Genomic DNA, 22278 nt, shown 5'->3' on the forward strand with positions numbered 1-22278 from the left:
AATATTCAATGCTGATATGAACAATCTAGTAGAAGCTGTAAGTAGCTATGTGATATTGTTTCTTTCGGAAAATCTTTCGAATGAGCTTGTTTTTCATAACATCAACCATACCTATGAAGTTGTTGCTGCGGCGAGAGAAATTGGCACTCAATGCTATCTTTCTGACAATGAAATGCTTGCTTTAGAAGTTGCTGCCTGGTTCCACGATTGTGGGTATGCAAACACATATCTCGGTCACGAAAATGAAAGTAAGAAAATAGCTGAGGTCTTTTTGGGAAATTATGGATGTGAAAAAGATTTTATTGATACCGTTTTAAACTGTATTGAATCCACAAAATATCCACCCAAACCTTCTTCACTAATCGAAAAAGTGTTATGTGATGCTGATTTGTATCATTTGACAAAAGCGAATTATCCAAAGTATGAAAAGGCATTGAGAAGGGAATTTGAAATATTTATAAAACTGATTTACACTGACGAGGAATGGCTCAAAAAGAACTGTTGGTTTCTCTCAGAGCATACCTATTACACAGATTTTGGTCAAGAAGTTCTTTCGAAATTTAAAGAGACCAACATTCAGATGCATTGTCCTAAATAAATTTTATATCAAAATTAATAAACATAAGATGTTAAAATTCACTCAAAAAACAGTTTTCAGCATTTTCATATTATTTTCAACATTTGGGAAAGTTGCTGCCCAAAATAATGATACGATTCAGGTTCAGGAAACAAAGCAAGATAGCATCGTTGAACTGAATACAGAAACAAATCATCTTAATTATAAAAGATTGATTGTTCCTACGGCCTTAATAGGCTACGGCGTTGCAAGTTTGTCAGTAAAAGGGATTAAACAACTGAATTTCTCGACCAGAGATGAGATCAATGAGCACAAACCGGATCACATCAGACTTGATAATTACACCCAATTCGCACCTGCTGCTTTGGTCTATGGATTAAATGCTTTTGGGGTAGAAGGAAAACATAATTTCCGTGACAGAAGTATCATTTACGGAACATCTATATTGATTACCTCAGCAATTACAATTCCGTTGAAACATATTGTAAAAGAAGAAAGACCGGATCAATCCAATAATCTTTCTTTCCCTTCGGGTCATACGGCGATTGCATTTGCGTCTGCACAGTTTATGTTCCGAGAGTACAAGGACACCAATTTCTGGCTCGGAATTTCGGGGTATTCACTCGCGGTTTTTACGGGAGTTTATAGAATGTTGAATGATAAGCATTGGGTTGGGGATGTCGTTGGCGGAGCCGGATTCGGTATTCTTTCCACGGAACTGGCTTATTGGTTATATCCTAAAATCAATCATTTGATAGGAGGGAAAAATCAAAATTCGGCTACTATGGTTATGCCTTTTTATCAGAATAAAAGTGTTGGGATTGGTTTGGTTAAAACCTTTTAATTGATGTCGAAAAATAAAAATATGTGGTTCTATTATGCCTTGCTTTCAGCTGTTTTTGCTGCATTCACAGCAATTTTTGCTAAAATGGGAGTATACAATATCAATTCTAATTTAGCAACTGGAATTAGAACAATAATTATTTTGGTATTGGTCTGGAGCATTATTTTTATAAGAGGTGAAGCTAAAGATATTGGATCATTATCAAAATTTAATGTTATTTTCCTTGTCCTTTCCGGTGTTGCAACTGGGTTATCCTGGTTGTTTTATTTTAAGGCTTTACAGATAGGCAACATTTCGCAGGTCACGGCGGTAGATAAATTAAGTGTAGCCATTGCTATTATTTTATCACTCTTGTTTTTTAAAGAAACATTAACATTGAAAACTGCGATCGGGGCTTTGTTGATTATCGGCGGAACTATTTTACTTGCCTTTAAATAACAAAGATCCGGTCATAAAATATTTTGACTTTTTAGTCGAATTCAAAATGTTTACAGAATTGACTTTCATTTTTGCCTCATCATAAACATCGCTTTGAAAAAACTATCAATTCTTTTCGCTTTAATATCGACAACTTTAGTCTGTGCTCAAACTATAGACAAGAAAGCATCTGACACTTTAAAAGACCATCAGGTTAAAACCATTCAGGAAGTTACCATTGTCGGCAAAAAAGCGGTTGTTGAAAATAAAGTTGATAAGATTGTTTACAATGTTGCCAATGACATAACCTCACAAAGTGGAGCCGCAATAGATGTTTTGAGAAAAGTTCCACAGGTAACGGTGGATGCAGACGGAAATGTGGAGTTACAGGGAAATCCGAATGTCAGATTCCTGATCAACGGAAAACCTTCCAGCATATTTGGGAATAGTCTTGCCGATGCGCTGGCTTCTATTCCTGCTAGTCAGATCAAGAGCATTGAAGCGGTTACTAGTCCCGGAGCAAGATACGATGCGCAAGGAACGGGCGGGATCATCAATATTGTCCTGAACGAAAACAAAGTAAAAGGAATCAACGGATTGATTAACGCGTCTGCCGGAACTCGTTTTGAAACAGGATCTTTGAATCTGAATTTCAGAAATAATAATTTCAGCTTAAATACCTTTTTCAGCGGAAATGCACAGCTGAAATCCAGAACACCTTTTTCACAAGATAGGATTTCTCATACAGCTACCACTCAAACCCGATTATTGCAGGACGGCTACACCGATTTTCAGAGACACGGTTATCGTACGGGATTGGGCTTTGATTGGACAATCAACAAAACAAACACCTTAACAGGTTACATTTCTTACAATGATTTTGCCAATAAAAGCATCGGTTTGATCAACCAGCAACAATATATTAATGATTTTTCTCATTCAACCGAACAGTCGATCATTGGTTATAGAACTTCAGACAACCGTTCTTCGGTAAATTCTATTGATGGAAATTTGAGCTATAGAAAAACGTTCCAAAAAGAAGGACAGGAATTGACGGCTGATTATGTGGTAAGTTACGGTTCGCCAAAAAGTAATTATTTGCAAACTCAGAGTCTGACAGGAGCTGTATTTCCATATGATGGCTTTTCTGGAAGCAATCCCGGAACGGATACCAGTCATAATTTGTCGGTAGATTATGTACAGCCGATCAATGACCAAATTACATTGGAAATGGGTACAAAAGCCATTTTCCAGCACATTACAACAAATACGGATGTGAATGTTTTAGATGTTTTTTCAGGACAATATGAATTTGATCCTTTCCAGTCTTACCATTTGAAATATGATGTGGGAGTTTATGCCGCATATATTTCCTCTTCATTAAAATTATTTAATAACTGGCTTGATGTAAGAGCAGGGGCACGTTACGAATATACGACGGTAAAAATAGATTATCAGAATACCAATATTCCATCATACAGTTTGCTCGTGCCGTCATTCATTTTGTCTCATAAATTTGACAGTGGCGAAACGATAAAATTAGCCTATACAAGAAGAGTTGAAAGACCGGAATATGCTGAATTAAACCCATTCTTAAATTTCAGCGATCCTCATAATATCACAACAGGAAATCCTGCATTGAAGCCGGAATTAGGGGATAATATGGAATTAGGTTACAATAAGAATTTTGAAAACGGCGCTAATCTTTCATTCACCCTTACAGAAAGGATCAACAGTCAGGATCTGAAACAAATCACTACTTTTTACCCAATTTATACGGTAAGCGGTATAAATTATACAAATGTTTCAGTAACCAGAAGAGATAACATCGGCAAGGAATATAATTCTGGTGGAATATTGTCAGGTTCTGTTGCTTTTTTAAATAATAAATTAAATCTTCGTGGTAATATGATGGTTTTTCACCGATATATCGTCAGTAATTATTTTGGGAACGTTGATATGGGAATGCGTTACCGCCTGAATTTAAATCTGAATTACTTATTTCCAAAAGATTTTATCGTAGAAGCATTTGGGAATTATAATTCTGCGGCGAAAAATATTCAGGGTAAAAATCCACAGTCGATCACTTACAGTATAGCAGCGAGAAAACAGTTCTGGAATAAAAAAGCAAGTATTGGAATTACAACAACCAATCCTTTCAACAAGTATATCAAACAGGCGACAACTGTTGAGACTGGTGATTACAGCTCATCTTCTATACGTTATTTACCGCTTCGTTCTTTCGGGATCAGCTTCAGTTATAAGTTTGGAAAAGATTTTAAAAAGGAAAAAGATATCAGTGATGATTATTTGAATGCGGCTTCTCAAGGAAATTAAATAGGGCTGATGTAAGTACTTAGATTTATATATTTTTATGTGACTGGATTAGTTTAATTATTTTATTTTACAAGTTAAAACTATTATCAAAAGTGCTGATTTTAAAGTAGATGAATCGGATTTTTCCGATTTTATAAATTTGGAGAAAAAATAAATTAGTATAATTTTTTTTAAATAATAATTTGATTTTATGATTTTAAACTAAAAAATTATGACAGATCTGAGAATTGTTTGATCCCAAAAACATATAAATTGACATACAATTGTTGACTGAGCCGTAGTGAATCAATAATTTCTCTCTTTTTTATCTATAACAAAGAAGTATTATAAATAAAACAATTGATTATCTGTTGATTGCATACTGTAGAAGAAAAAAAGGATGTTCTTAGTTTGGAAATAATTAAAAATGATCTATATTTGCACCAGTAAAAACGACGATCTCTTGATTGTTTAAAAAAGTGACCTATTCGGTGACCTCTTAAACAAGAGAACAATATAAAGCTTATGGATAGGGCTTTTTTGAAAAAATAACAAGTCCCGTCCGGATCGCAGAAGTTTTCTCAATTTACTTTAAAAAAATTGATCCGGTAGTTCAGCTGGTTAGAATGCCGCCCTGTCACGGCGGAGGTCGCGGGTTCGAGTCCCGTCCGGATCGCAAGATCTTTTAAACTCTTCAAAACATTTTGAAGAGTTTTTTTATTTTATATCGTTTGATATTTTTTAGCACATAAAATATTTACTGTTCCAGCCATTTCTTGAATTCTGCAACTCTATTTTTACTGATGAGTATCACTTCTTCACTTTCGGGTTTTACGACAAGTTTTAATTGATTTTTGCCATACACAAGAATATTGTTAATCGCTTTCACATTAATAATAAATTGGCGATTGGCTCTGTAAAATGTTTGAGGATCTAAAGTTTTAATCAATTCATCGAGACTCGAGTTGATTGAATATTGATTTCCCGAACATGTTTTAATATAAACAATATTGTTCTCAAGAAAGAAATAAGCAATATCTGAGGTTTCTAAAGAGATTAATTCATCTTTATGATAGGTAATAATTCTTTTTTTTGAATTTTCGGTTGATTCTTCGCTTGTGAAATTGTTATTGCTTTCTCTATGTTTTTCGTGAATTAAATGAAGCTGTGTATTGATTGCCGTTAAAGTATTGACTTCATCATTAAGGTTTTTAATCTCATTATTTTTTTGATTTTCATATTTTTTATAAATCATTCTAATCAGAAAGAAACTTATTCCGAGAATTGATAAAGTGGCAAGTAAGAATACAATTAAAAAAGTTAAATATAAATCAGAAATCTGCTTTTCGATTACCTCAATATTAGCGTGTGAAGCTACCATCCAATTACTGCCTTCTACAGGATAAAAACTTACAATTTCAGAGGTGCGGTTTGAGTTTCTATTAAAATTATGTATTCCCGTATTGGCTTTTCCAGAATTTAGAATTTCCAGAAAATCAAACTGCTTGTCATTATCTACAATAAATTCTGAGCTGTTTTTCTCTACTTTACGACCAATTAAAGCCGGATTGGGATGACAAAGTTCAATACCCTTTTGATTATACATACAAATAAATCCACTTTGAGTATCTGTATTGACAATGCTGCTTTGAAGATTCTGAATAACCGTTTCTTTTGAAAGACCTTGTTTAAGCTGTAGCTCTAACAATTTACCAATTTCCCTCGCTTCTCTTTTCCCGGCCTCAAACGTACTGTCGAAAACATCTTTTTTAGAAGACGAATATAAATATCGGAAGGAAAAAAAACTGATAAGTAAAATAACAATACTTATTGCGAGAAAAGTGATGGTATAAAGATTGATCTTTTTCATTGATGATGGGAGAATTTCTAATTCGCTTCAAAATTACTCATTTATTCGCAAGAAAATATTCGCTTTTAAGGTTTAAATTTTCCCTTTCATAAATGATTTAATATGGTAATGTGTTGATTTAGTATAACTTTGATTTCAGAATTTAAATAAACTATAAAATGATTCTCTCATGAAAAATAGAAATAAACTGATCTTGGTTTTGCTTATCGGATTTGTCGGTTTACAGTTTTTTCGACCTGAAGAAATTGATCACGGAACAAAAGCACAAAACCTGACCAATGTTCCAAAGGAAGTCAATGCAATTTTGAGAAGCTCATGTTTTGATTGTCACTCCTCAGAAACGAATTTAAGATGGTATGATAAAATTACTCCTGCCAATTTTCTGGTTACGTCTCACATTAAAGAAGCTCGCGGAGTATTAAACTTTTCAAAATGGGATACCTGGCCAAAAGCGCAACAGAATTCAACGATTTATTATGCGATCAACAAAGTTTTGTCCGGTGAAATGCCACTTCCGAGTTATGCCACCGTTCATTCATCGGCAAAATTGAGTCAGGAACAGATTCAAACGTTAAAAAATTATGCTTTATCACTTGCTCCTCGTAAAGTTTCGGATGATTCTCAAATAAAAGAAGCAGAAAAGCAATACAATTCTTGGATAAATGGAGAGTTAAAAAAACCTCATATAAAAGATGCTCCGAATGGAATACATTATTTTCCGGATTACCGAAACTGGAAAGCCATCAGTACAACAGATCGCTTTGATAACGGAACGATGCGAATTATTTTTGGTAATGATATTGCGGTGAAAGCAATTCAGGATCATAGAGTAAATCCGTGGCCGGATGGAGCTGTCTTTGCAAAAACGGTTTGGAAACAGCAGACGCAAAAAGATGAAAGTATTTCTTCAGGTGAATTTTTAGCAGTAGAATTTATGATTAAAGATGCTGAAAAGTATTCAAAAACAAAAGGCTGGGGCTGGGCGAGATGGAAAGGTAGTGATCTAAAACCTTATGGAGGTGATATCCCAAATTTTGAACAGGAATGTATTGAATGTCATAAGCCTGTGGCAGATCGGGATTATGTTTTTACACCACCGTTATATTTGATTTCTCAACTTAAAAAAATTCAGACAAAATGAAAAATTATAGTTTATATTTAATTTTCGGTTTTCTAGTATTGATTTCTTGTCAACAGAATTCTAAAAATATTCTAAACAAAGAAGCATCTATTCAGCAAAGTGATGAACTGAAAGAAAACCCGCTTCTGATGAATCCTATAACATCTTCTATTCAGCCGAAGGAAAAAACAATGTCGACTTTGTATGGAAATGATATTGCTTTCAATTATGCTAAAACCAATTTTAATTCTAATTATCCTAAAAATGCAGTCCTTTACGAAGTAACCTGGAAACAGAAATCCGATGATTTGTGGTTTGGTGCCAATATTCCCAAAGAGGTTGTTTCTGTTGAAAAAATTACATTTCCGGATAAAGGAGTCAGTGTATACGAAATATTCCATGAAAAGGCTTTAAAAAAGGCAAAAATGAACGATAAAACTGATGATCAGAGAAAAAGTTTAATTCTTTCTCAAAGAATGGCAGTGTCGCCGTAGTGCTTAGCACCGTATTTTTACGGTATTTTCATTGATGGTGATTATTATTCCATTTTTAGGTCTGATATTTGTATTGAGTAGAAAAACTAAAAAAGACCAATTTTATTATAATGAACATATTTGTGAAAAAATCATTCCTATACAGCTGTATAATCGCATTGTTTTTAATTTCATGTAAAAAAGAAATTGAAAAAATTAACGACACTTTAAAAGATACTTCAAGTTCTACATCAGAAACTCCTGCTGCAAAAACAGATTCGATAAAGAAAGATTCTGTAGTCATGAAAGAATCTGTACCTCCAACCATGCAGGAAACAGGCTTTTATAATGCATTTATTCTTCCAAAGGATAAAAAAATGAGAGATTCTATATATTCTGAATTCAGCAAGAAGTATAGTGAGAGAGAGCGTTATGCTATTTTAGCTTTAAACAGATTAGATTCAAAAAATAAATGGAATGCCGATACTTTGGTTGTTCCTGCAAAAATAGATACCACTTTGATGTCTTATTCACCTTTCCCAATGCAGATGGATGTGTTGAGTGGTGTGAAAAAGTTTGTTATTTTTTCTTACCCGATTCAGGCATACGGGGTTTATTCTAACGGAACTTTAGTGAAATGGGGTCCGACAAGTATGGGAAAAAAAGCAGCACAGACGACAAGAGGTCTTACGTTTGCCAACTGGAAAAAGAAATTATCGATTTCCAGCGTAAGCAGCGAATGGAAATTACCTTACAACTTCAATATTTTTAATACAGGCGGAATCGGATGGCATCAATATGACCTTCCCGGCTATCCTGCATCACATTCATGTTTAAGATTATTAATGAAAGATGCGCAATGGCTTTATTCTTACGCTGATACTTGGGTTCTGAACCCCGGAGGTGCCACTACTAAAGCAAAAGGAACTGCCGTAATGGTTTTCGGAGATTACAAGTGGGGGGCAAGAAAACCATGGAAAAAACTATTGGATGATCCTAATGCCAATAATATTTCGGTGGAACAAATGAGCAAGCTTATTGAGCCAAATATTGAAAAGATACTAAAAGAACAGGACAACAGAGAAAGAGTAGTAGATTCTATGAAAGCGGCAAAAGCACAAATCGAGCAAATGCCGGAGAATCCTAAAACTCTTGCTCCCTAAGAGTTCTGAATTTTTTCAAACTGCAATGTAGATTCTTCGGCAAATCGTCTGAGTTTCTGCATTTCTTCTTTTCCTTTGCTTTGCCCGAATCTTGCTGCTGCATAGGTTAAGAGTATGAAAAATAGCATGACAAATGATGCGGGTAATGCCCAGGGATATTCAAAAGTTTTGATCTGTTTTTCTACATAGTACATCGTGAAAAAAACCATCCAGAAGATCGAAAAAGAGAAATATAAAAACATAAAAAATGTCCAGACTGCTGAACTGGGACCAAAAACCCCTCGGATGGCAGTCTGTTCGTCTTCTATCTCTATTCTTAATGATAGTCGGGGTTTCCAGTAATTGTCGTATTCGGTTTCAACACAGATGGTTGCGACTTCTTTGTTGATGTTTCCTGAAAATTCATCTTTATGTTCGGCAAGATATTTTTTTAGATTTTCGGCATATTCTTCCTTGGTCAAATGCGTAAACATTTTGAATCTCGGTCGGGTTCTTATTTTATCTAATGTAGTTTCTTCGGTTTGCATATTTTTTTATTCTTGATAGGGTATAGGGTCTTCCAGCTCAAAACTCAACGTTAATCTCTCGGTTTTTCTCTGTATGAGAATATTAATGGTTCTGCCTTCATAGGATTTCATCAATTCCATGATCTTTTCTAAAGTCATTTCTGAGGTTTTATTTCCATTGATGGTTAATACTTGATCATCTTTTCTAAAGCCTGCTTTGTCACCGGGAGAATCTTTTCTTACTCCGGAAATCGAAAATATAGGTTTTAATACAAATTTATATTGAAATTTATCATTAGATGCAGTGAACTCACTTGCTGAACTTGTTGTTTTAGTTGTTTCAATTTTTACAAGATCTTGCTGCCATTGGAGTCCGTCCTGTTTAAAATCGAGTCCGCTCATATTAAAATGGAAAGGATCATCAAAATCCCTGTTCTTTCTTAAATATAATTTCTGATTGGGATAATCAAAACCAACCGTAAACCTACGCATGATCTCACCTCCGACAGAGCCTTTCCTGTCCACAACCAAGTGTACATGCTGAATAGAATATTCGTCAGGCATTGCTGTAAGCGGTTTTTCAAACTTAAAATCTCCCAGATAAAAGTTATGAATTCTACTTCTTTTCCCAAAGATATCTCCATTAAATCCTCTACCCAAAAAATCTTCAATATTAGGTCTGTTATAAACAAAATCTTTAATTAGTGCCGGAAAAAGCCAAATCGGATCACTATTTCCGAGGTCAATTAATAATTTTGAACTTTTCTTTTCGTTGGTCATTTCTATATCTGCGTAGATATAAGGCTTACTTTTTTCAATTGTGATGGGAAGTTCTTCAGATTTTCTAACCTTTTTTTGAAACAGGTTTTTATCACTATAAATCGTTATTTTCTTTGAAGAATAATCTATTGAAATAGGATTGTCTTTAAATAAATGATAACCAATAACTCCATTCACGGGAATCCCCACATGAGAAGAAATATTGAACTCCTGATTCACAATAATGAAAAGAGTCATTGATTTATTAATGCAGTTTTTCCCGATTACACCAATGTTGTTGTCAGATTTTAAACCATCAATACTTAGATCGCCACCCAATCCTGAAAATTTTATTTTTTCGATATTGGTGAGTTTCATTTCTTTATTTTCTAAACTGAAAAGTAATGTTTCCGCAACGCCTGTATCGAGTAAAAAAGTAAGCTCAACACCATTTATTGTAACAGGAATGAAGATTAAATTATTAATAAATTTAAAAGGAACAACCGTTTTTTTTGCATCTTTTATTTCAAAACTATTCTGGGCATTTACAAAAATGCTTAAGAATAAAATCATAATAAAATGCAGTATTTTCATTTATTGAATTTAGCAAAATTATCCTTACCGGAAATAAAAAACATTCCCAATTTTGAGAATGTTTGAATATTTTATAATAGATATTTCTAAATGAGCTTTTTTTCGCAAATTGATTATTTTGAGAAAAATTCCATCAGATCCATATAATTTTTTTGATTTACGCCGTGTCCGCTCATATATTCTCTGAAGGTAAAGTAACAACTAAGGTCATACAACAGATCGGCAGCTTTTCTTCCCCATTCCATAGGAATTACAGCATCATCCGAACCGTGCGAAACGAAAAATCGAAGGTGTTCTAATTTCTTTTTGTCTTTTACGATATTATCCAGAAGTTTTTCCTCCGGAAAACTGCTTAAACATGCTACGTAATTGAACATTTCAGGATATTTTAATGCTAAAGAATAACAAAGGATACCACCCTGACTGAAACCGCAAAGATGAGTTTTGCTTTCCGTTAATCCGTAATGATTGACGATTTTCAGAATGCTTTCCAAGACATTGTTTAATGATTCTTTTGCTTGGTCTACATCTATGAAATTTTCAGAATTATTAAAATCTATATCAAACCAAGAATATCCTTCAAACTGAGTTTCTCTCGGAGCTCTGAAACTTACGATGATCCAGTCTGCGGGAAGTGTTTCTCTGAAACTGAAAAGGTCTTGTTCGTTGCTTCCATAACCGTGAAGCATAAAAAGAATAGGAGTATTTGATGAAATGTTCTCAGGTTCTCTTACGATGTAATCTAAATTCATACAACAAAGATAAATAATAAATTATATTACGAAATCCTATATTTTCAATATTTCGTTTAAAAATTTGGCCTTAAAATAAATGGTTTATTATATGATTATCTGTGTTTTGAATTGTATTCAAATAGTAATAGGCATAATAAAATAACTATAAATTGAATTTTTATTAATTTGATATTATTTAGAAATCTTTGTTAGAAAATTTTCATAAAAGTTATTTTTATATTGATAAAAAACCTATATTTGAAACATTAAAAAATCTATTTGGAGAAATGAAGCAATTTTACAACCTTAAAAGTTTACTTAGACTTTCTTTTTTATTCATCGTATTATTTTCCACAATTTCTGTAGTTAATTCATGTAAAGATGACGACGATGATGAGGAGTTTACTGATCATATTGTTCAGTTTGAAGCAAAAATAGTTCATGGTGGTACTACCGCACCTCCGCCTATAAGTTATTTCAAGACTGTAGTTACTCAGGTAGGTACAAATCAGCAGAACACTTTTAATCCTACAGGTTTAGTGTGGTCCAGTGGTGAGTTTTTTGTGAACTCTAGCCAAGCTCAATTGAATTTAGGAGCTAATGCAGAACTTTTAAACACTGATTCTAAGCTTATCATAAGCATCTGGGTTGACGGAGAAATTGCTGAAACTGATACTGTAGTAGGACAGGGAACAAAAAGTGCTACTATCGCACACAGTTTCTTAGAGTTATAAGAAAAAATAATTAGATAATTATACTAAAAACCGCCGATAAGGCGGTTTTTTTTTGAACAATTGTCAAATGTTTATATATTATTTCTACTTTTTTCTTTTAAAATATGTTAAATATGGATTGCTTAAAATGTCACCAGGTCATAGAATTATCAAATTGCAAATATCCTTTTGCGTCTGTATTTGCAAGTTTTTTCATTTGTTAATTCTCAATTATATGATTTAAATAATGAGTAAACGTTAATTATTTTTCAGTATTAATGTATTTATTTTAATTTATTTCCAAAAAGTATGTGATAAATGTTTTTTATCTATATATTTGCTGTAGATGATAATAGTTTTTTATACGCTAAGTTTTAACAAAAATAACAACCGACAGTTATTATTCTGATGATTAAATTTTTTCTTACACTAATGTGTGAATAAGTAGGGAATAGAATTTAATGAAACACACTTAATTTAAATTAATACAGAAATAAAAAATTAGCATATGAATAAATTGTATAATATGTTTCCACAGAAGAAGAACATCGTTGCTTCGCTTGCATTAGATGTATAATTATGGATTTAATTTTAAAATTTATAAAAACAATTGTTATGAAAAGAAAACTTTTACTAATATCTGCATTGTGCGTTCTTACTACAATGCATTTTAATGCACAGACTGGTAATGTAGGGATCAATACTATTACCCCAGGAACTACACTGGATGTAAACGGAGCCATCACCAATCGTGAAACGGCTGTAGCGGTAGCAACTAATGCTGCTACAATACCAGCCAATATAAGCCTAGCGCGACTTACCGGTGCAGCTACGGCGGCAGTGGCTATTACGGCGCCTACAGCTCCCAATGCAGGACAACGCTTGATTATTTACAACAATACTACGGGTGGTTTTGCTGCAAGTCTGAATAGCTTTACAATTCCTAATGGGCAGGCTCTGGAATTTACGTACAGCAACGGAGGATGGAGAGCGACCAATGGTGGTGCAGATACTGCCGGAACAAATTGGAATATATTAGGAAATACAGGAACTTCTCCGGCTACCAACTTTTTAGGAACTATTGATAATCAGGATATGGTTTTCCGTACAAACAATATAGAAAAAGCTCGTATTGCTGCAGGTGGAAATGTAGGTATTGGCACCACAGCTCCCGTTGCTACTACGCATATCATTAATAAAGGAACGGGAGGATCATTCGTAGACGCTTCCAGTAATTTGGGAAATATGGGGCTTCGTTTGGAAAATACAACCAATGGCAATGCTGTTATCCAGCATTTTGTAACAAAAAATAGTGGCGGTGCCACAAGACAGTTTGTTTTGGGAGTAAATCCTCAAGGTTCTGGTGGTGGTGGTGTATTTGTCATGAGCCGTGATACAGCTTCTGATTTTCTGGTTGATCTTTCTAATGGAAATATTGGTGCAGGAGTTTTCCCCAGTACAAATACCAAATTTGACGTGGGAACTCCGTCAGGTACGACAGAATTTCCTATCATTCGTGTTTCTAATACTTCAACACTTGCTACAGGTAATAAAGCAATTATAGGTTTTAATGCTTATAATGGAGGCGGAGCAACCTGGGGTATGGGTACTGAGCAGTTAAGTACGAACGTATTTGACAGTAATTTTCATATTTATTATTCCGGAGGAGGGACATACGTAAAAAACTTTACAGTAGCACCAGATATTGTAGGTTCTTCTGCGTCAAGGCTTAGACTGGGAATTAATACTGCATCTCCACAAAATTTTCTGGATTTAGGACCTTTTGTAGGTTCAAGTATTACTGATGCAGTAGGCAAAAAGTTTGCTATTTATAATAGTGCTGCAGGAACCGATTTTTATGGTCTGGGAGTAAGTGCAAATGCATTACAGTTTCATGCATCATCTACACCTACCGAAGCACCACAAATGGTATTGTCTGGTAATGGTTATTTAGGAATTGGTATTACAAGCCCTACATCACCTATACATGTAGATAGTCCAAATTCTATTGTTCAGAATTTACAAACTTCCGCAACTTCTTTGGCGGGTGGAGTAATTCAGCTTAGAAAATCTACTGCTGCTGTTTCAGGTGATAACTGGGTGAATTTTATTGCTAACGGTGCTACTGTCGGTTTTATATCCAGCAACTCTGCTACAACGGTCGCTTATAACACCACTTCTGATGAGCGTTTAAAAGAAAACATCAAGAATACGCACCTTGGGATTGGTGACGTTATGAAAATTAGTGTAAAAGATTACAACTATAAAGCAGATGCAGGAAAAACTCCTCAAACAGGATTTATCGCACAGCAGCTTTATGAAGTGTTCCCAGGAGCTGTAACAAAAGGAGGTGCAGATGCTTCTAAAAATCCGTGGGCAGTAGATTACGGAAAAGTAACTCCTATTTTAACTAAAGCGATTCAGGATCAGCAAAAAGAAATTGAAACGTTAAAAAGTGAAGTAAAGGAGCTTACCCAACTGATCAAGGAAATGCAAAAAATGATTACCACAAAAATGCCGGATGGAGGTGCAATGGAGTCTACATCCGATCATAAATAACAGGCGAAATTTATTTTATTCTAAAAACATAAATACTATTTAAAACACATTCTCTATGAAAATCCCTTATGTATGGTTGTTTGAGAATGTGTTTTGTAAATGCAGACAGCGGCGGATTGATTATCAAACCATGGTTCCTATGGATAGAAATATTGCGGAGGATCCTTTTTGAAAAATTCCCAACTTTAATGGTTTGAAATTATAGGCATTTTCTAGAAATAACTTGAAAGAAAATTTATAAACACATTTTAATATATTACGATAAAGATTATTAAACAAATAAATATAGGAACGCCATAATGAATATCAAAAAAACCGTGAGATTCTCACGGTTTTTTAATTATATAGTAAATAAGATTATATTACTTTTACAATGAAATAGCTTTTCTTTCCTTTTTGAAGTAATAAAAATTTACCATCGATAAGGTCACTTTTACTAACTGTAAATGTGCCATTCACTTTTTGTTTGTTAACAGAGATCGAATTTCCTTTTATTTCTCTTTGAGCCTCACTTTTAGACTTCAAGAAATCTGATTCGGAAAGTAAATCAATTATATTTAAACCAATAATTTTAGATTGTAGCATTTCATTATTCGGAATTGCATCAAAAATTTCGGTAAATATTTGCTCATTCATATCTTCCATTCCTTTACTAAATAGAATTTCAGATGCTCTTAAGGCATTTTCATATTCTTCTCTATTGTGAACCCAAACCGTTACTTCTTCCGCCAATCTCTTTTGAAGTTTTCTTTCGTGTGGAGCTGTTTTATGATCTTCAATTAAGGCATCAATTGCTTCTTTGCTCAAGAAAGTATAGAATTTAATAAATCTTTCAGCATCACTATCTGTAGCATTCAACCAAAATTGGTAGAATTTATAAGGAGAAGTTTTCTTTTTGTCTAACCAGTAATTTTCACCGCTTTCAGACTTTCCGAATTTAGAACCGTCAGCTTTAGTGATCAAAGGAACCGTTAATGCAAATGCTTCACCTTGAGCTTTTCTACGGATCAATTCTGTTCCAGTCGTGATATTTCCCCACTGGTCAGAACCTCCCATTTGAAGCTTAACGTTATTATTTTGGTATAAATGAAGAAAATCATATCCTTGAATCAATTGATACGTAAATTCCGTAAAACTCATTCCGTCAACCCCTGCGTCTCCGGAAAGTCTTTTCTTTACAGAATCTTTCGCCATCATGTAATTTACGGTGATATTTTTTCCAACATTTTTAGCGAAATCAAGGAATGAAATATTTTTCATCCAATCGTAATTATTCACCAATTCAGCTTTGTTAGGCTCATTTCCATCAAAATTCAAAAATCTTGAAAGTTGATTTTTCAGACAATCAACATAATGTAAAAGTGTTTCTTCGTCTAAAAGATTTCTCTCTGCAGACTTTCCTGAAGGATCTCCGATCATACCTGTAGCACCGCCTACCAAAGCAATCGGCTTGTGACCGTGCTGTTGAAAATGTGCTAAAATTTTTATCTGAATAAGACTTCCAATATGCAAAGAATCTGCGGTAGGATCAAAACCGATATAGGCAGTCGTCATTTCCTTATTCAGTTGTTCATCCGTTCCGGGCATCATGTCGGCAAAAAGCCCGCGCCATTTCAGTTCTTCAATAAAAGAGTTCATTATTTTTTGCTTTAAAATTTAATGTGCAAAGATAATAAATTCAAGATTAAATAGATAAGCATTCATCGTTTATAACTTATCATTTATAATTATTAGGAGCAATTTCCAGCTTTTCGCTATATCTTTTGGGTTACGGGCTTCGCTTCGCTACGCCCGCAACCCAAAAGGATGCCGCTGCAATCTGGGCTAGGGTGATGGTCACTCTTTTCAAACGATCATTTTTGCAACAAAGTTTGTCATTCTGCACAAAATTAAATTTGCCTTTTTACTTAAAATAAATTATATTTGTTAGTAATGAACGACGAACAATTATTCCTGCTCATCAACAAAGCAAAGGAAAAAGACCAGAAAGCTCAAACCAAACTCATTAATATTTTTTGGGTGGATGTTTTCTCTTTTGTGATGAAGAAAGTAGGGGATGAAAATGATGCAGACGAAATTACGGTGAATGTTTTCTCAAAAGTACTGTCAAAACTCGATATGTACGATCCTCATTTTCAGTTTAAAACCTGGATTTTAACGATTGCTCAAAATACAATTATCGATTTTTGGAGAAAGAAAAGCCGAGACAACCAAGATCCAACCGAAAATCTGGATGAAGTAAAAAATCAATACGCAAAATCTCCCGAAGAATTAATGATCTCCAATGAAGAGCAAAAAAAGATAATCAAAACCATCGAATCTTTGGACGCCAACTATCAGGATATTATCAAATTAAGATTTTTCGAGGAAAAAAGTATCAAAGAAATTGCAGAAGAATTGGGAATTTCTGTTGCTAATACGAAAGTACGTGTCATGCGTGCCAAAAAAGTTCTCGCTGAATTATTGAAAAATAATGAGTTTGAAGATAATTAAAGAAGCCTTTTCAAGGTTTTAAATCTTGAAAAGGTTCCCGTCAGTATATTTTTTAGTTAAAAATAAACATCTTCCTTCGTCTGTGGAAGCGTAATTTTTCTCTGTTTTTCCAAGTTTCTATTTTGAAGATTAATTTTCACCCCTTTTTTAATAAAAGTTTCCTTTTTAGATTTTCCATACTCGGCAGTATTTTCAACTTCTTTTTCGAAATTAAGCTGTCCGGTTGAAAGATTAAATTCTACATTTGAAAAATATTCTTCAGGTTTTCCGTAGGTAGAATCATAGCCAATCAATTCAAAATGACCGTTCTGAAACCTATATTTATCGGTATAACCCCATTTCCAGCTGCTTCCTCCTGCTTGAGTGATCATCAAAATCCCCTTTTGTATTTCCATATCTTGGTAAGGATCTCCCATCATTCCGCCGCCTCTGCTTTCAAGAATTGCGTTTCTTGATTTTTCTAGGATAGTCCATTTTCCATTAATTTTTTTCAGAATCTGAAGTTCACGGATATTTCCCAGATCAGTTGTATCTTTTGTATTGTAAACGATCACTTTTTCAGGGATTTTATCACCATCCAAATCTCCGTCAACATATTGAATGACTTCTGAATCTTTCGGTTGAAATTCTTTTTGAGCAAAGCAAAACGTACTGAAAATAATAGATAGAAAGCAAAATGTAGTCTTCATAGAAAATATTAAGGTTTAAATTTACGAAATTATCTGTTCTATCAATGCCAGTCTTTGATTGTTTCGATAAAAAAATCCTTAACTTTGAACCTTCAATTTGAGAAATAAATGGAAAATTTAGTTCAAGATACTACCGTTCAAAAACCAAAATGGATTCGTGTAAAACTGCCTACAGGAAAGAATTACAGAGAATTGAGAACTTTGGTTGATAAATATAAATTAAACACGATTTGCCAGAGTGGAAGCTGCCCGAATATGGGTGAATGCTGGGGAGAAGGAACAGCAACTTTCATGATCTTAGGAAACATCTGTACAAGAAGTTGTGGATTTTGCGGCGTAAAAACCGGAAAACCAATGGATGTAAACTGGGATGAACCAGAAAAAGTAGCCCGTTCGATCAAATTAATGAAAATCAAGCATGCCGTTCTTACGTCGGTTGATCGTGATGATCTGAAAGATATGGGTTCAATCCTTTGGGGTGAAACCGTAAATGCTGTAAGAAGAATCTCTCCGGGAACAACAATGGAAACTTTGATTCCTGATTTTCAGGGGTTAACAAAACACATCGACAGATTGGTTGATGTAGCTCCGGAAGTGATCTCTCACAACATGGAAACCGTAAAACGTCTGACAAGAGAAGTAAGAATTCAGGCAAAATATGAAAGAAGCCTTGAAGTTTTAAGGTACTTGAAAGAAGCCGGACAAAGAAGAACGAAGACAGGTATGATGCTTGGGTTGGGAGAAACAAAAGATGAGGTTTTCCAAACGATTGAAGATATCAGAAACGCTAATGTAGATATTATTACTTTAGGTCAATATTTACAGCCGACTAAAAAACATTTGCCTGTTAAACAATTTATTACGCCGGAAGAGTTTGATGAATACGGGGATTTTGCAAGAAGTTTAGGTTTCAGACATGTTGAAAGTTCGCCTCTTGTAAGAAGTTCTTACCACGCAGAAAAACATATTCACTAAAAATACAAATCGCTTCGTTTTCGGAGCGATTTTCTTTTGTCATTGCGAGGAGCAAAGCGACGAAGCAATCTCATCAAAGAATTAAACATACAGTTTGTCATTCAGAACGAAACGAAGTGGAGTGAAGAATCTGAAATTATCACATAGAGATTCTTCCTTCGTCAGAATGACAAATTGGAGATTCTTTGCTGAGTCAAACGCCTTTGCGAACGAAAAAATATTCTCAATCATTAAAAAAACTTTGCGACCTCTGCGTTAAAATAAACTTAAATCATCCCTTCAACCTTATTCAAATGCTTCTTTTTAAACTCCGAGGGCGTTTCTCCAACATGTTGTTTAAATAATTTATTAAAATAAGAAAGACTTTCAAAACCCACTTGGAAACAAATTTCCGTGATACAGGAATTTTGCAGTAACAATAATTTAGCCTGATTAATTCTGTAATTATTTACAAAATCAGTGAAGGTCATATTGGTCTGTTTCTTAAAATATCGACAGAAAGCGGGAGTACTTAAACTTACAATTTGAGCAATTTCGTTAACGTTGGTTTTCTTATCGTAATTTTCATTAATGTAGTCGTAAATAGTTCCCATCCTGATTTTATCGTTTAGAAACCATTTTATTCGGGTGTCTTCGTTATTAAGTTCCTTTACTTCATCAGAATGAGCGAGAATGTTTAAAATTTCAATTAAACCGATCAGAGATTCGAAAGAATTTTCATCTTTCATACGATGAAGTTTTTCTACAACAATTTTTTTAGTGTCTCCTGAAAAAGATAATCCGAGGTAAGAACGGTCTAAAAGATATTTGATATTTTCAAATTCAGGAACAGGAAAAATGAGGTCTTGCAGGAAGTTTTCACGCATTTGCAGAACCAGCTGTTTGCATTCAGTTTGTATTTTATAATCAAAATTAAGGTGTGGAACATTGGAACCGATTAAGAGTAATTCACTTTCCTTAAAATCAGAAATATTTTTCCCAACATGACGGATTCCGTTTGATGCTTCTACATAAACAAGCTCTATTTCAGGATGATAATGCCAGAAAAAACAGTTTTTCAGGGATGGTGAAAACAGCTTAAAAGATTTCCCGTCTTCAAATTCAATGATCTCTTTCTGGATTTTCATTAGGTTCTATTTTGATTGATTATGATTTATAAATTATCTAAAAAGGTTAATATAGAGCAAATTTATATCATTTCAGTTAAAGTATAAAAGATTATTTCTTTCGAATTTTGCATTTTTAAAATAGTAAAAAATATCGGGATGATTGATAAAAGGATAATTCCACTCGCAATAGGTGGATTGGGAATCGGAACTACAGAGTTTACGGTGATGGGGTTGCTGCCTGATATTGCAAAAACTTTACAGATCACAATTCCGGAAACGGGACATTTGATCTCTGCTTATGCATTGGGAGTAGTGGTTGGAGCACCATTATTAATAGGATATTCCGTGAAGTTTCCACCTAAAAAAGTATTGATGGTGTTGATGGTCATCTTTACCATATTTAATGCTTTATCGGCTATTGCGCCTGATTATACATCGATGTTGATCATAAGATTCCTGTCTGGTCTACCGCATGGAGCATTTTTCGGAGTAGGAACTGTTGTTGCATCAAGGCTTGCCGGAAAAGGGAAGGAGGCATTTTATATATCATTAATGTTTACAGGACTTACGATAGCCAATCTCGCGATGGTTCCGTTGGTAACTTATATTGGCCACACTTTTCACTGGAGATGGTACTTTGCAATAGTCGCTGTCATTGGTTTGATAGCTTTAGTTTCATTAAAACTTTGGCTTCCTGCAATGGATAAAAATGAAGACACTCATTTCTTAGAAGAACTTAAATTCTTAAAAGGAAAACAGGCTTGGTTGGTATTAATGATTACAGCAATTGGTTTTGGAGGACTTTTCACTTGGTTCAGTTATATCACTCCTTTAATGACCATTGTTGCAGGGATTAAAAGCAGTCAGATGGCTTACGTAATGGTTCTTGCAGGAGCAGGAATGGTTGTCGGGAACTTGGCCGGAGGTTTTTTATCGGATAAATTAGGTCCAGAAAAAACTTGTTCGCTATTACTTTTCTTAATGATGACTTCATTAGCAGGTGTATTTTTCCTTTCTGAATATCAAAGTCTGGCGTTGGCATTAACCTTTATTTGTGGGGCATTGTCGATGTCTGTAGCTGCACCAATCAACATCATGATGATGAAAGCAGCGCCAAAAAGTGAAATGATGGCGGCAGCTTTTATGCAGGCAGCTTTTAATATTGCAAATGCGATGGGCGCTTTCTTTGGCGGAATTCCTTTGGAACACGGATTATCATTCAATTACCCTTCATTGGTCGGCGTTGGAATGACATTGATAGGATTGATTATCAGTATCCGATATATGTATCTGTATCGATCATCAAAATCTGAAGAACTCAATGTGGAATGCGTTCCATGTGATAAATAACGAAAAAGAGAAGCAATTTGCTTCTCTTTTTTATTTGAGATTTAATCTTTGAAATATTTTCTGAGTTTCCAAGCCATTTTTTCGTGCTCCTGCATCAGTTCTGTTAAGAAATCAGAAGTTCCTGCATCTTTATACTTTTCATCCGTGTCATCTACAAATTTTCTTAAGGCTCTTACAATTGATTCGTGATCACTTACCAATTCTTTCAGCATTTCCTGATTAGTAGGGACTTTTCCGGGAGTTTCCTTTAGTTGAGATTGGCTTGCAAATTCAGAAGTTGTTCCAATTGCAGTTCCTCCCAACGTACTGATTCTTTCAGCAACATCATCGATGCTTTGAGCAACCGCAGTATATTGTGATTCAAAAAGTAAATGAAGTTCCATGAAATTATCACCTGATAAATTCCAGTGGAATTTTCTTAATTTGATGTAAAGAATGTTTCCGTCCGCAAGAACGTTATTTAAAATACCATGAATCGCTTTCAGGTTTTTGTCTGTAATTCCTAAATTGGGTTTCATATTAATTATTTTTTTAATGTGTGTTGATTATTATATGAAGTTTTTTAAATTAAACCTCGACTTCATTTCCGTTTTTACACCAATACAAAGCGTTGTATAGATTTTCTTTTGGGAAAGACTTGAATTCACCCGGCATCAGAACACTGAAGATATCTGTGAAGTTCTGTACGCCTTCTTTATCCGTTACAATGGCTGCTCTGTTCCATTTGGTTAAATTTTTTAAGCCTAAAAGCATATCCTGCAACCATGCTCCCGCAGTGAAATTACCAAGATCTGTGTCGAGATAGAGGAGATAATTAAGTTCGTCAAACTCTTCAATTTTCTTATTCACGTGAGGAATGACAAGGTTTTCAAAATCTTGTTTTGTGATTTCGCCCGTGGCGCTGAACGCCGCAACATTTTCCGGAGCTTCTGGAATAATCGTTATCATAGTATATATTTTAGAGTGGTTTGAGATTATGTTAAATAACAATAATTAAACCACAAATATTCCGGAACC

Annotated in this window: 22 protein-coding genes and 1 tRNA gene; 13 read left to right on the forward strand and 10 right to left on the reverse strand. The window is 34.3% G+C overall.

What is annotated here, in order from left to right:
* Positions 1–16 precede the first annotated feature (16 nt).
* The 5 genes from EG348_RS12890 (at position 17) to EG348_RS12910 (ending at position 4830) form a co-directional block, all read left to right on the forward strand.
* A complete protein-coding gene (locus tag EG348_RS12890; RefSeq protein ID WP_051289162.1) occupies positions 17–598 on the forward strand; it encodes an HD domain-containing protein in 582 nt (193 codons plus the stop codon).
* 28 nt (positions 599–626) lie between these two features.
* Positions 627–1421 (forward strand): phosphatase PAP2 family protein, encoded by a 795-nt coding sequence (locus EG348_RS12895; protein ID WP_027379030.1) that lies wholly within the window; start codon positions 627–629, stop codon positions 1419–1421.
* Between the two features lie 21 nt (positions 1422–1442).
* Positions 1443–1859, forward strand: a complete 417-nt coding sequence (locus EG348_RS12900; RefSeq protein WP_027379029.1) for an EamA family transporter — start codon at positions 1443–1445, stop codon at positions 1857–1859.
* A 93-nt stretch (positions 1860–1952) separates the two neighbouring features.
* The gene (locus EG348_RS12905; RefSeq protein ID WP_051289160.1) at positions 1953–4175 is read left to right on the forward strand and encodes an outer membrane beta-barrel family protein; all 2223 of its coding nucleotides are present in this window, start codon (positions 1953–1955) and stop codon (positions 4173–4175) included.
* Between the two features lie 581 nt (positions 4176–4756).
* Positions 4757–4830 (forward strand) — tRNA-Asp (locus EG348_RS12910).
* An 81-nt stretch (positions 4831–4911) separates the two neighbouring features.
* Here EG348_RS12910 and EG348_RS12915 read toward each other — a convergent pair.
* A complete protein-coding gene (locus tag EG348_RS12915) occupies positions 4912–6024 on the reverse strand; it encodes a LytTR family transcriptional regulator DNA-binding domain-containing protein (protein ID WP_123983448.1) in 1113 nt (370 codons plus the stop codon).
* A gap of 169 nt (positions 6025–6193) precedes the next feature.
* On the opposite strand from EG348_RS12915, the gene EG348_RS12920 reads away from it, so the two are divergent.
* The 3 genes from EG348_RS12920 to EG348_RS12930 all read left to right on the forward strand — a co-directional run bounded on the left by EG348_RS12920 (position 6194) and on the right by EG348_RS12930 (position 8780).
* Positions 6194–7165, forward strand: a complete 972-nt coding sequence (locus tag EG348_RS12920; protein ID WP_123983449.1) for a heme-binding domain-containing protein — start codon at positions 6194–6196, stop codon at positions 7163–7165.
* Positions 7162–7638: a hypothetical protein gene (locus EG348_RS12925; protein ID WP_123983450.1), complete on the forward strand. Its 477-nt coding sequence runs from the start codon at positions 7162–7164 to the stop codon at positions 7636–7638. Before EG348_RS12920 ends, EG348_RS12925 begins: the two co-directional genes overlap by 4 nt.
* Before the next feature lie 122 nt (positions 7639–7760).
* Positions 7761–8780 carry a L,D-transpeptidase gene (locus tag EG348_RS12930; protein WP_164463289.1) on the forward strand — a complete coding sequence of 340 codons (1020 nt, stop codon included), beginning with the start codon at positions 7761–7763 and terminating at the stop codon, positions 8778–8780.
* Here EG348_RS12930 and EG348_RS12935 read toward each other — a convergent pair.
* The 3 genes from EG348_RS12935 to EG348_RS12945 form a co-directional block, all read right to left on the reverse strand.
* Positions 8777–9307 (reverse strand): hypothetical protein, encoded by a 531-nt coding sequence (locus tag EG348_RS12935; protein ID WP_123983452.1) that lies wholly within the window; start codon positions 9305–9307, stop codon positions 8777–8779. The genes EG348_RS12930 and EG348_RS12935 overlap by 4 nt on opposite strands.
* A gap of 6 nt (positions 9308–9313) precedes the next feature.
* Positions 9314–10618, reverse strand: coding sequence for a PDZ domain-containing protein (locus tag EG348_RS12940; RefSeq protein ID WP_228414731.1), 1305 nt, complete (start codon positions 10616–10618; stop codon positions 9314–9316).
* A 134-nt stretch (positions 10619–10752) separates the two neighbouring features.
* Positions 10753–11391 carry an alpha/beta hydrolase gene (locus tag EG348_RS12945; RefSeq protein WP_123983454.1) on the reverse strand — a complete coding sequence of 213 codons (639 nt, stop codon included), beginning with the start codon at positions 11389–11391 and terminating at the stop codon, positions 10753–10755.
* A gap of 269 nt (positions 11392–11660) precedes the next feature.
* On the opposite strand from EG348_RS12945, the gene EG348_RS12950 reads away from it, so the two are divergent.
* Positions 11661–12107, forward strand: coding sequence for a hypothetical protein (locus tag EG348_RS12950; RefSeq protein WP_123983455.1), 447 nt, complete (start codon positions 11661–11663; stop codon positions 12105–12107).
* A 594-nt stretch (positions 12108–12701) separates the two neighbouring features.
* Positions 12702–14645: a tail fiber domain-containing protein gene (locus tag EG348_RS12955; protein WP_164463290.1), complete on the forward strand. Its 1944-nt coding sequence runs from the start codon at positions 12702–12704 to the stop codon at positions 14643–14645.
* Between the two features lie 357 nt (positions 14646–15002).
* On the opposite strand, the gene tyrS is transcribed toward EG348_RS12955, so the two are convergent.
* On the reverse strand, positions 15003–16283 hold the full coding sequence (tyrS, locus tag EG348_RS12960) for a tyrosine--tRNA ligase (RefSeq protein WP_123983457.1): 1281 nt from the start codon (positions 16281–16283) through the stop codon (positions 15003–15005).
* A 294-nt stretch (positions 16284–16577) separates the two neighbouring features.
* Here tyrS and EG348_RS12965 point away from each other — a divergent pair, with 294 nt between their 5' ends.
* On the forward strand, positions 16578–17138 hold the full coding sequence (locus EG348_RS12965) for an RNA polymerase sigma factor (RefSeq protein WP_123983458.1): 561 nt from the start codon (positions 16578–16580) through the stop codon (positions 17136–17138).
* Between the two features lie 56 nt (positions 17139–17194).
* Here the strand turns inward: EG348_RS12965 and EG348_RS12970 are convergent, their stop codons facing one another.
* Positions 17195–17827 (reverse strand): hypothetical protein, encoded by a 633-nt coding sequence (locus tag EG348_RS12970; protein WP_123983459.1) that lies wholly within the window; start codon positions 17825–17827, stop codon positions 17195–17197.
* Positions 17828–17935: 108 nt separating this feature from the next.
* Between EG348_RS12970 and lipA the strand changes: the two genes are divergently transcribed.
* Complete coding sequence (lipA, locus tag EG348_RS12975) at positions 17936–18802, forward strand: lipoyl synthase (RefSeq protein ID WP_123983460.1); 867 nt, start codon at positions 17936–17938, stop codon at positions 18800–18802.
* Between the two features lie 81 nt (positions 18803–18883).
* Here the strand turns inward: lipA and EG348_RS21715 are convergent, their stop codons facing one another.
* Both EG348_RS21715 and EG348_RS12980 read right to left on the reverse strand, forming a co-directional pair.
* Entirely contained in the window at positions 18884–19033 is a 150-nt protein-coding gene (locus EG348_RS21715) for a hypothetical protein (protein ID WP_164463291.1), read from the reverse strand.
* Between the two features lie 35 nt (positions 19034–19068).
* Positions 19069–19929, reverse strand: a complete 861-nt coding sequence (locus tag EG348_RS12980) for an AraC family transcriptional regulator (protein WP_123983461.1) — start codon at positions 19927–19929, stop codon at positions 19069–19071.
* Between the two features lie 138 nt (positions 19930–20067).
* Between EG348_RS12980 and EG348_RS12985 the strand changes: the two genes are divergently transcribed.
* A complete protein-coding gene (locus EG348_RS12985; RefSeq protein WP_228414732.1) occupies positions 20068–21261 on the forward strand; it encodes an MFS transporter in 1194 nt (397 codons plus the stop codon).
* Between the two features lie 41 nt (positions 21262–21302).
* Here EG348_RS12985 and EG348_RS12990 read toward each other — a convergent pair whose 3' ends face one another.
* Together EG348_RS12990 and EG348_RS12995 are read right to left on the reverse strand one after the other, a co-directional pair.
* Positions 21303–21779 carry a Dps family protein gene (locus tag EG348_RS12990; RefSeq protein WP_123983462.1) on the reverse strand — a complete coding sequence of 159 codons (477 nt, stop codon included), beginning with the start codon at positions 21777–21779 and terminating at the stop codon, positions 21303–21305.
* A 49-nt stretch (positions 21780–21828) separates the two neighbouring features.
* The gene (locus EG348_RS12995; RefSeq protein WP_123983463.1) at positions 21829–22209 is read right to left on the reverse strand and encodes an STAS/SEC14 domain-containing protein; all 381 of its coding nucleotides are present in this window, start codon (positions 22207–22209) and stop codon (positions 21829–21831) included.
* Between the last annotated feature and the right edge of the window lie 69 nt (positions 22210–22278).

The organism is Chryseobacterium sp. G0201, assembly GCF_003815655.1.
In the GTDB taxonomy this organism is placed as follows: Bacteria; Bacteroidota; Bacteroidia; order Flavobacteriales; family Weeksellaceae; genus Chryseobacterium.

What these genes read in the sequence shown, in the direction of transcription:
- EG348_RS21715 (WP_164463291.1), bottom strand. Translation starts at nt 19,033, where the DNA reads ATGATTGAGAATATTTTTTCGTTCGCAAAGGCGTTTGACTCAGCAAAG.
- EG348_RS12890 (WP_051289162.1), top strand. Translation starts at nt 17, where the DNA reads ATGAACAATCTAGTAGAAGCTGTAAGTAGCTATGTGATATTGTTTCTT.
- EG348_RS12945 (WP_123983454.1), bottom strand. Translation starts at nt 11,391, where the DNA reads ATGAATTTAGATTACATCGTAAGAGAACCTGAGAACATTTCATCAAAT.
- EG348_RS12950 (WP_123983455.1), top strand. Translation starts at nt 11,661, where the DNA reads ATGAAGCAATTTTACAACCTTAAAAGTTTACTTAGACTTTCTTTTTTA.
- EG348_RS12915 (WP_123983448.1), bottom strand. Translation starts at nt 6,024, where the DNA reads ATGAAAAAGATCAATCTTTATACCATCACTTTTCTCGCAATAAGTATT.
- EG348_RS12995 (WP_123983463.1), bottom strand. Translation starts at nt 22,209, where the DNA reads ATGATAACGATTATTCCAGAAGCTCCGGAAAATGTTGCGGCGTTCAGC.
- EG348_RS12970 (WP_123983459.1), bottom strand. Translation starts at nt 17,827, where the DNA reads ATGAAGACTACATTTTGCTTTCTATCTATTATTTTCAGTACGTTTTGC.
- EG348_RS12955 (WP_164463290.1), top strand. Translation starts at nt 12,702, where the DNA reads ATGAAAAGAAAACTTTTACTAATATCTGCATTGTGCGTTCTTACTACA.
- tyrS (WP_123983457.1), bottom strand. Translation starts at nt 16,283, where the DNA reads ATGAACTCTTTTATTGAAGAACTGAAATGGCGCGGGCTTTTTGCCGAC.
- EG348_RS12940 (WP_228414731.1), bottom strand. Translation starts at nt 10,618, where the DNA reads ATGATTTTATTCTTAAGCATTTTTGTAAATGCCCAGAATAGTTTTGAA.
- lipA (WP_123983460.1), top strand. Translation starts at nt 17,936, where the DNA reads ATGGAAAATTTAGTTCAAGATACTACCGTTCAAAAACCAAAATGGATT.
- EG348_RS12990 (WP_123983462.1), bottom strand. Translation starts at nt 21,779, where the DNA reads ATGAAACCCAATTTAGGAATTACAGACAAAAACCTGAAAGCGATTCAT.
- EG348_RS12980 (WP_123983461.1), bottom strand. Translation starts at nt 19,929, where the DNA reads ATGAAAATCCAGAAAGAGATCATTGAATTTGAAGACGGGAAATCTTTT.
- EG348_RS12935 (WP_123983452.1), bottom strand. Translation starts at nt 9,307, where the DNA reads ATGCAAACCGAAGAAACTACATTAGATAAAATAAGAACCCGACCGAGA.
- EG348_RS12920 (WP_123983449.1), top strand. Translation starts at nt 6,194, where the DNA reads ATGAAAAATAGAAATAAACTGATCTTGGTTTTGCTTATCGGATTTGTC.
- EG348_RS12985 (WP_228414732.1), top strand. Translation starts at nt 20,068, where the DNA reads ATGATTGATAAAAGGATAATTCCACTCGCAATAGGTGGATTGGGAATC.
- EG348_RS12965 (WP_123983458.1), top strand. Translation starts at nt 16,578, where the DNA reads ATGAACGACGAACAATTATTCCTGCTCATCAACAAAGCAAAGGAAAAA.
- EG348_RS12895 (WP_027379030.1), top strand. Translation starts at nt 627, where the DNA reads ATGTTAAAATTCACTCAAAAAACAGTTTTCAGCATTTTCATATTATTT.
- EG348_RS12900 (WP_027379029.1), top strand. Translation starts at nt 1,443, where the DNA reads ATGTGGTTCTATTATGCCTTGCTTTCAGCTGTTTTTGCTGCATTCACA.
- EG348_RS12925 (WP_123983450.1), top strand. Translation starts at nt 7,162, where the DNA reads ATGAAAAATTATAGTTTATATTTAATTTTCGGTTTTCTAGTATTGATT.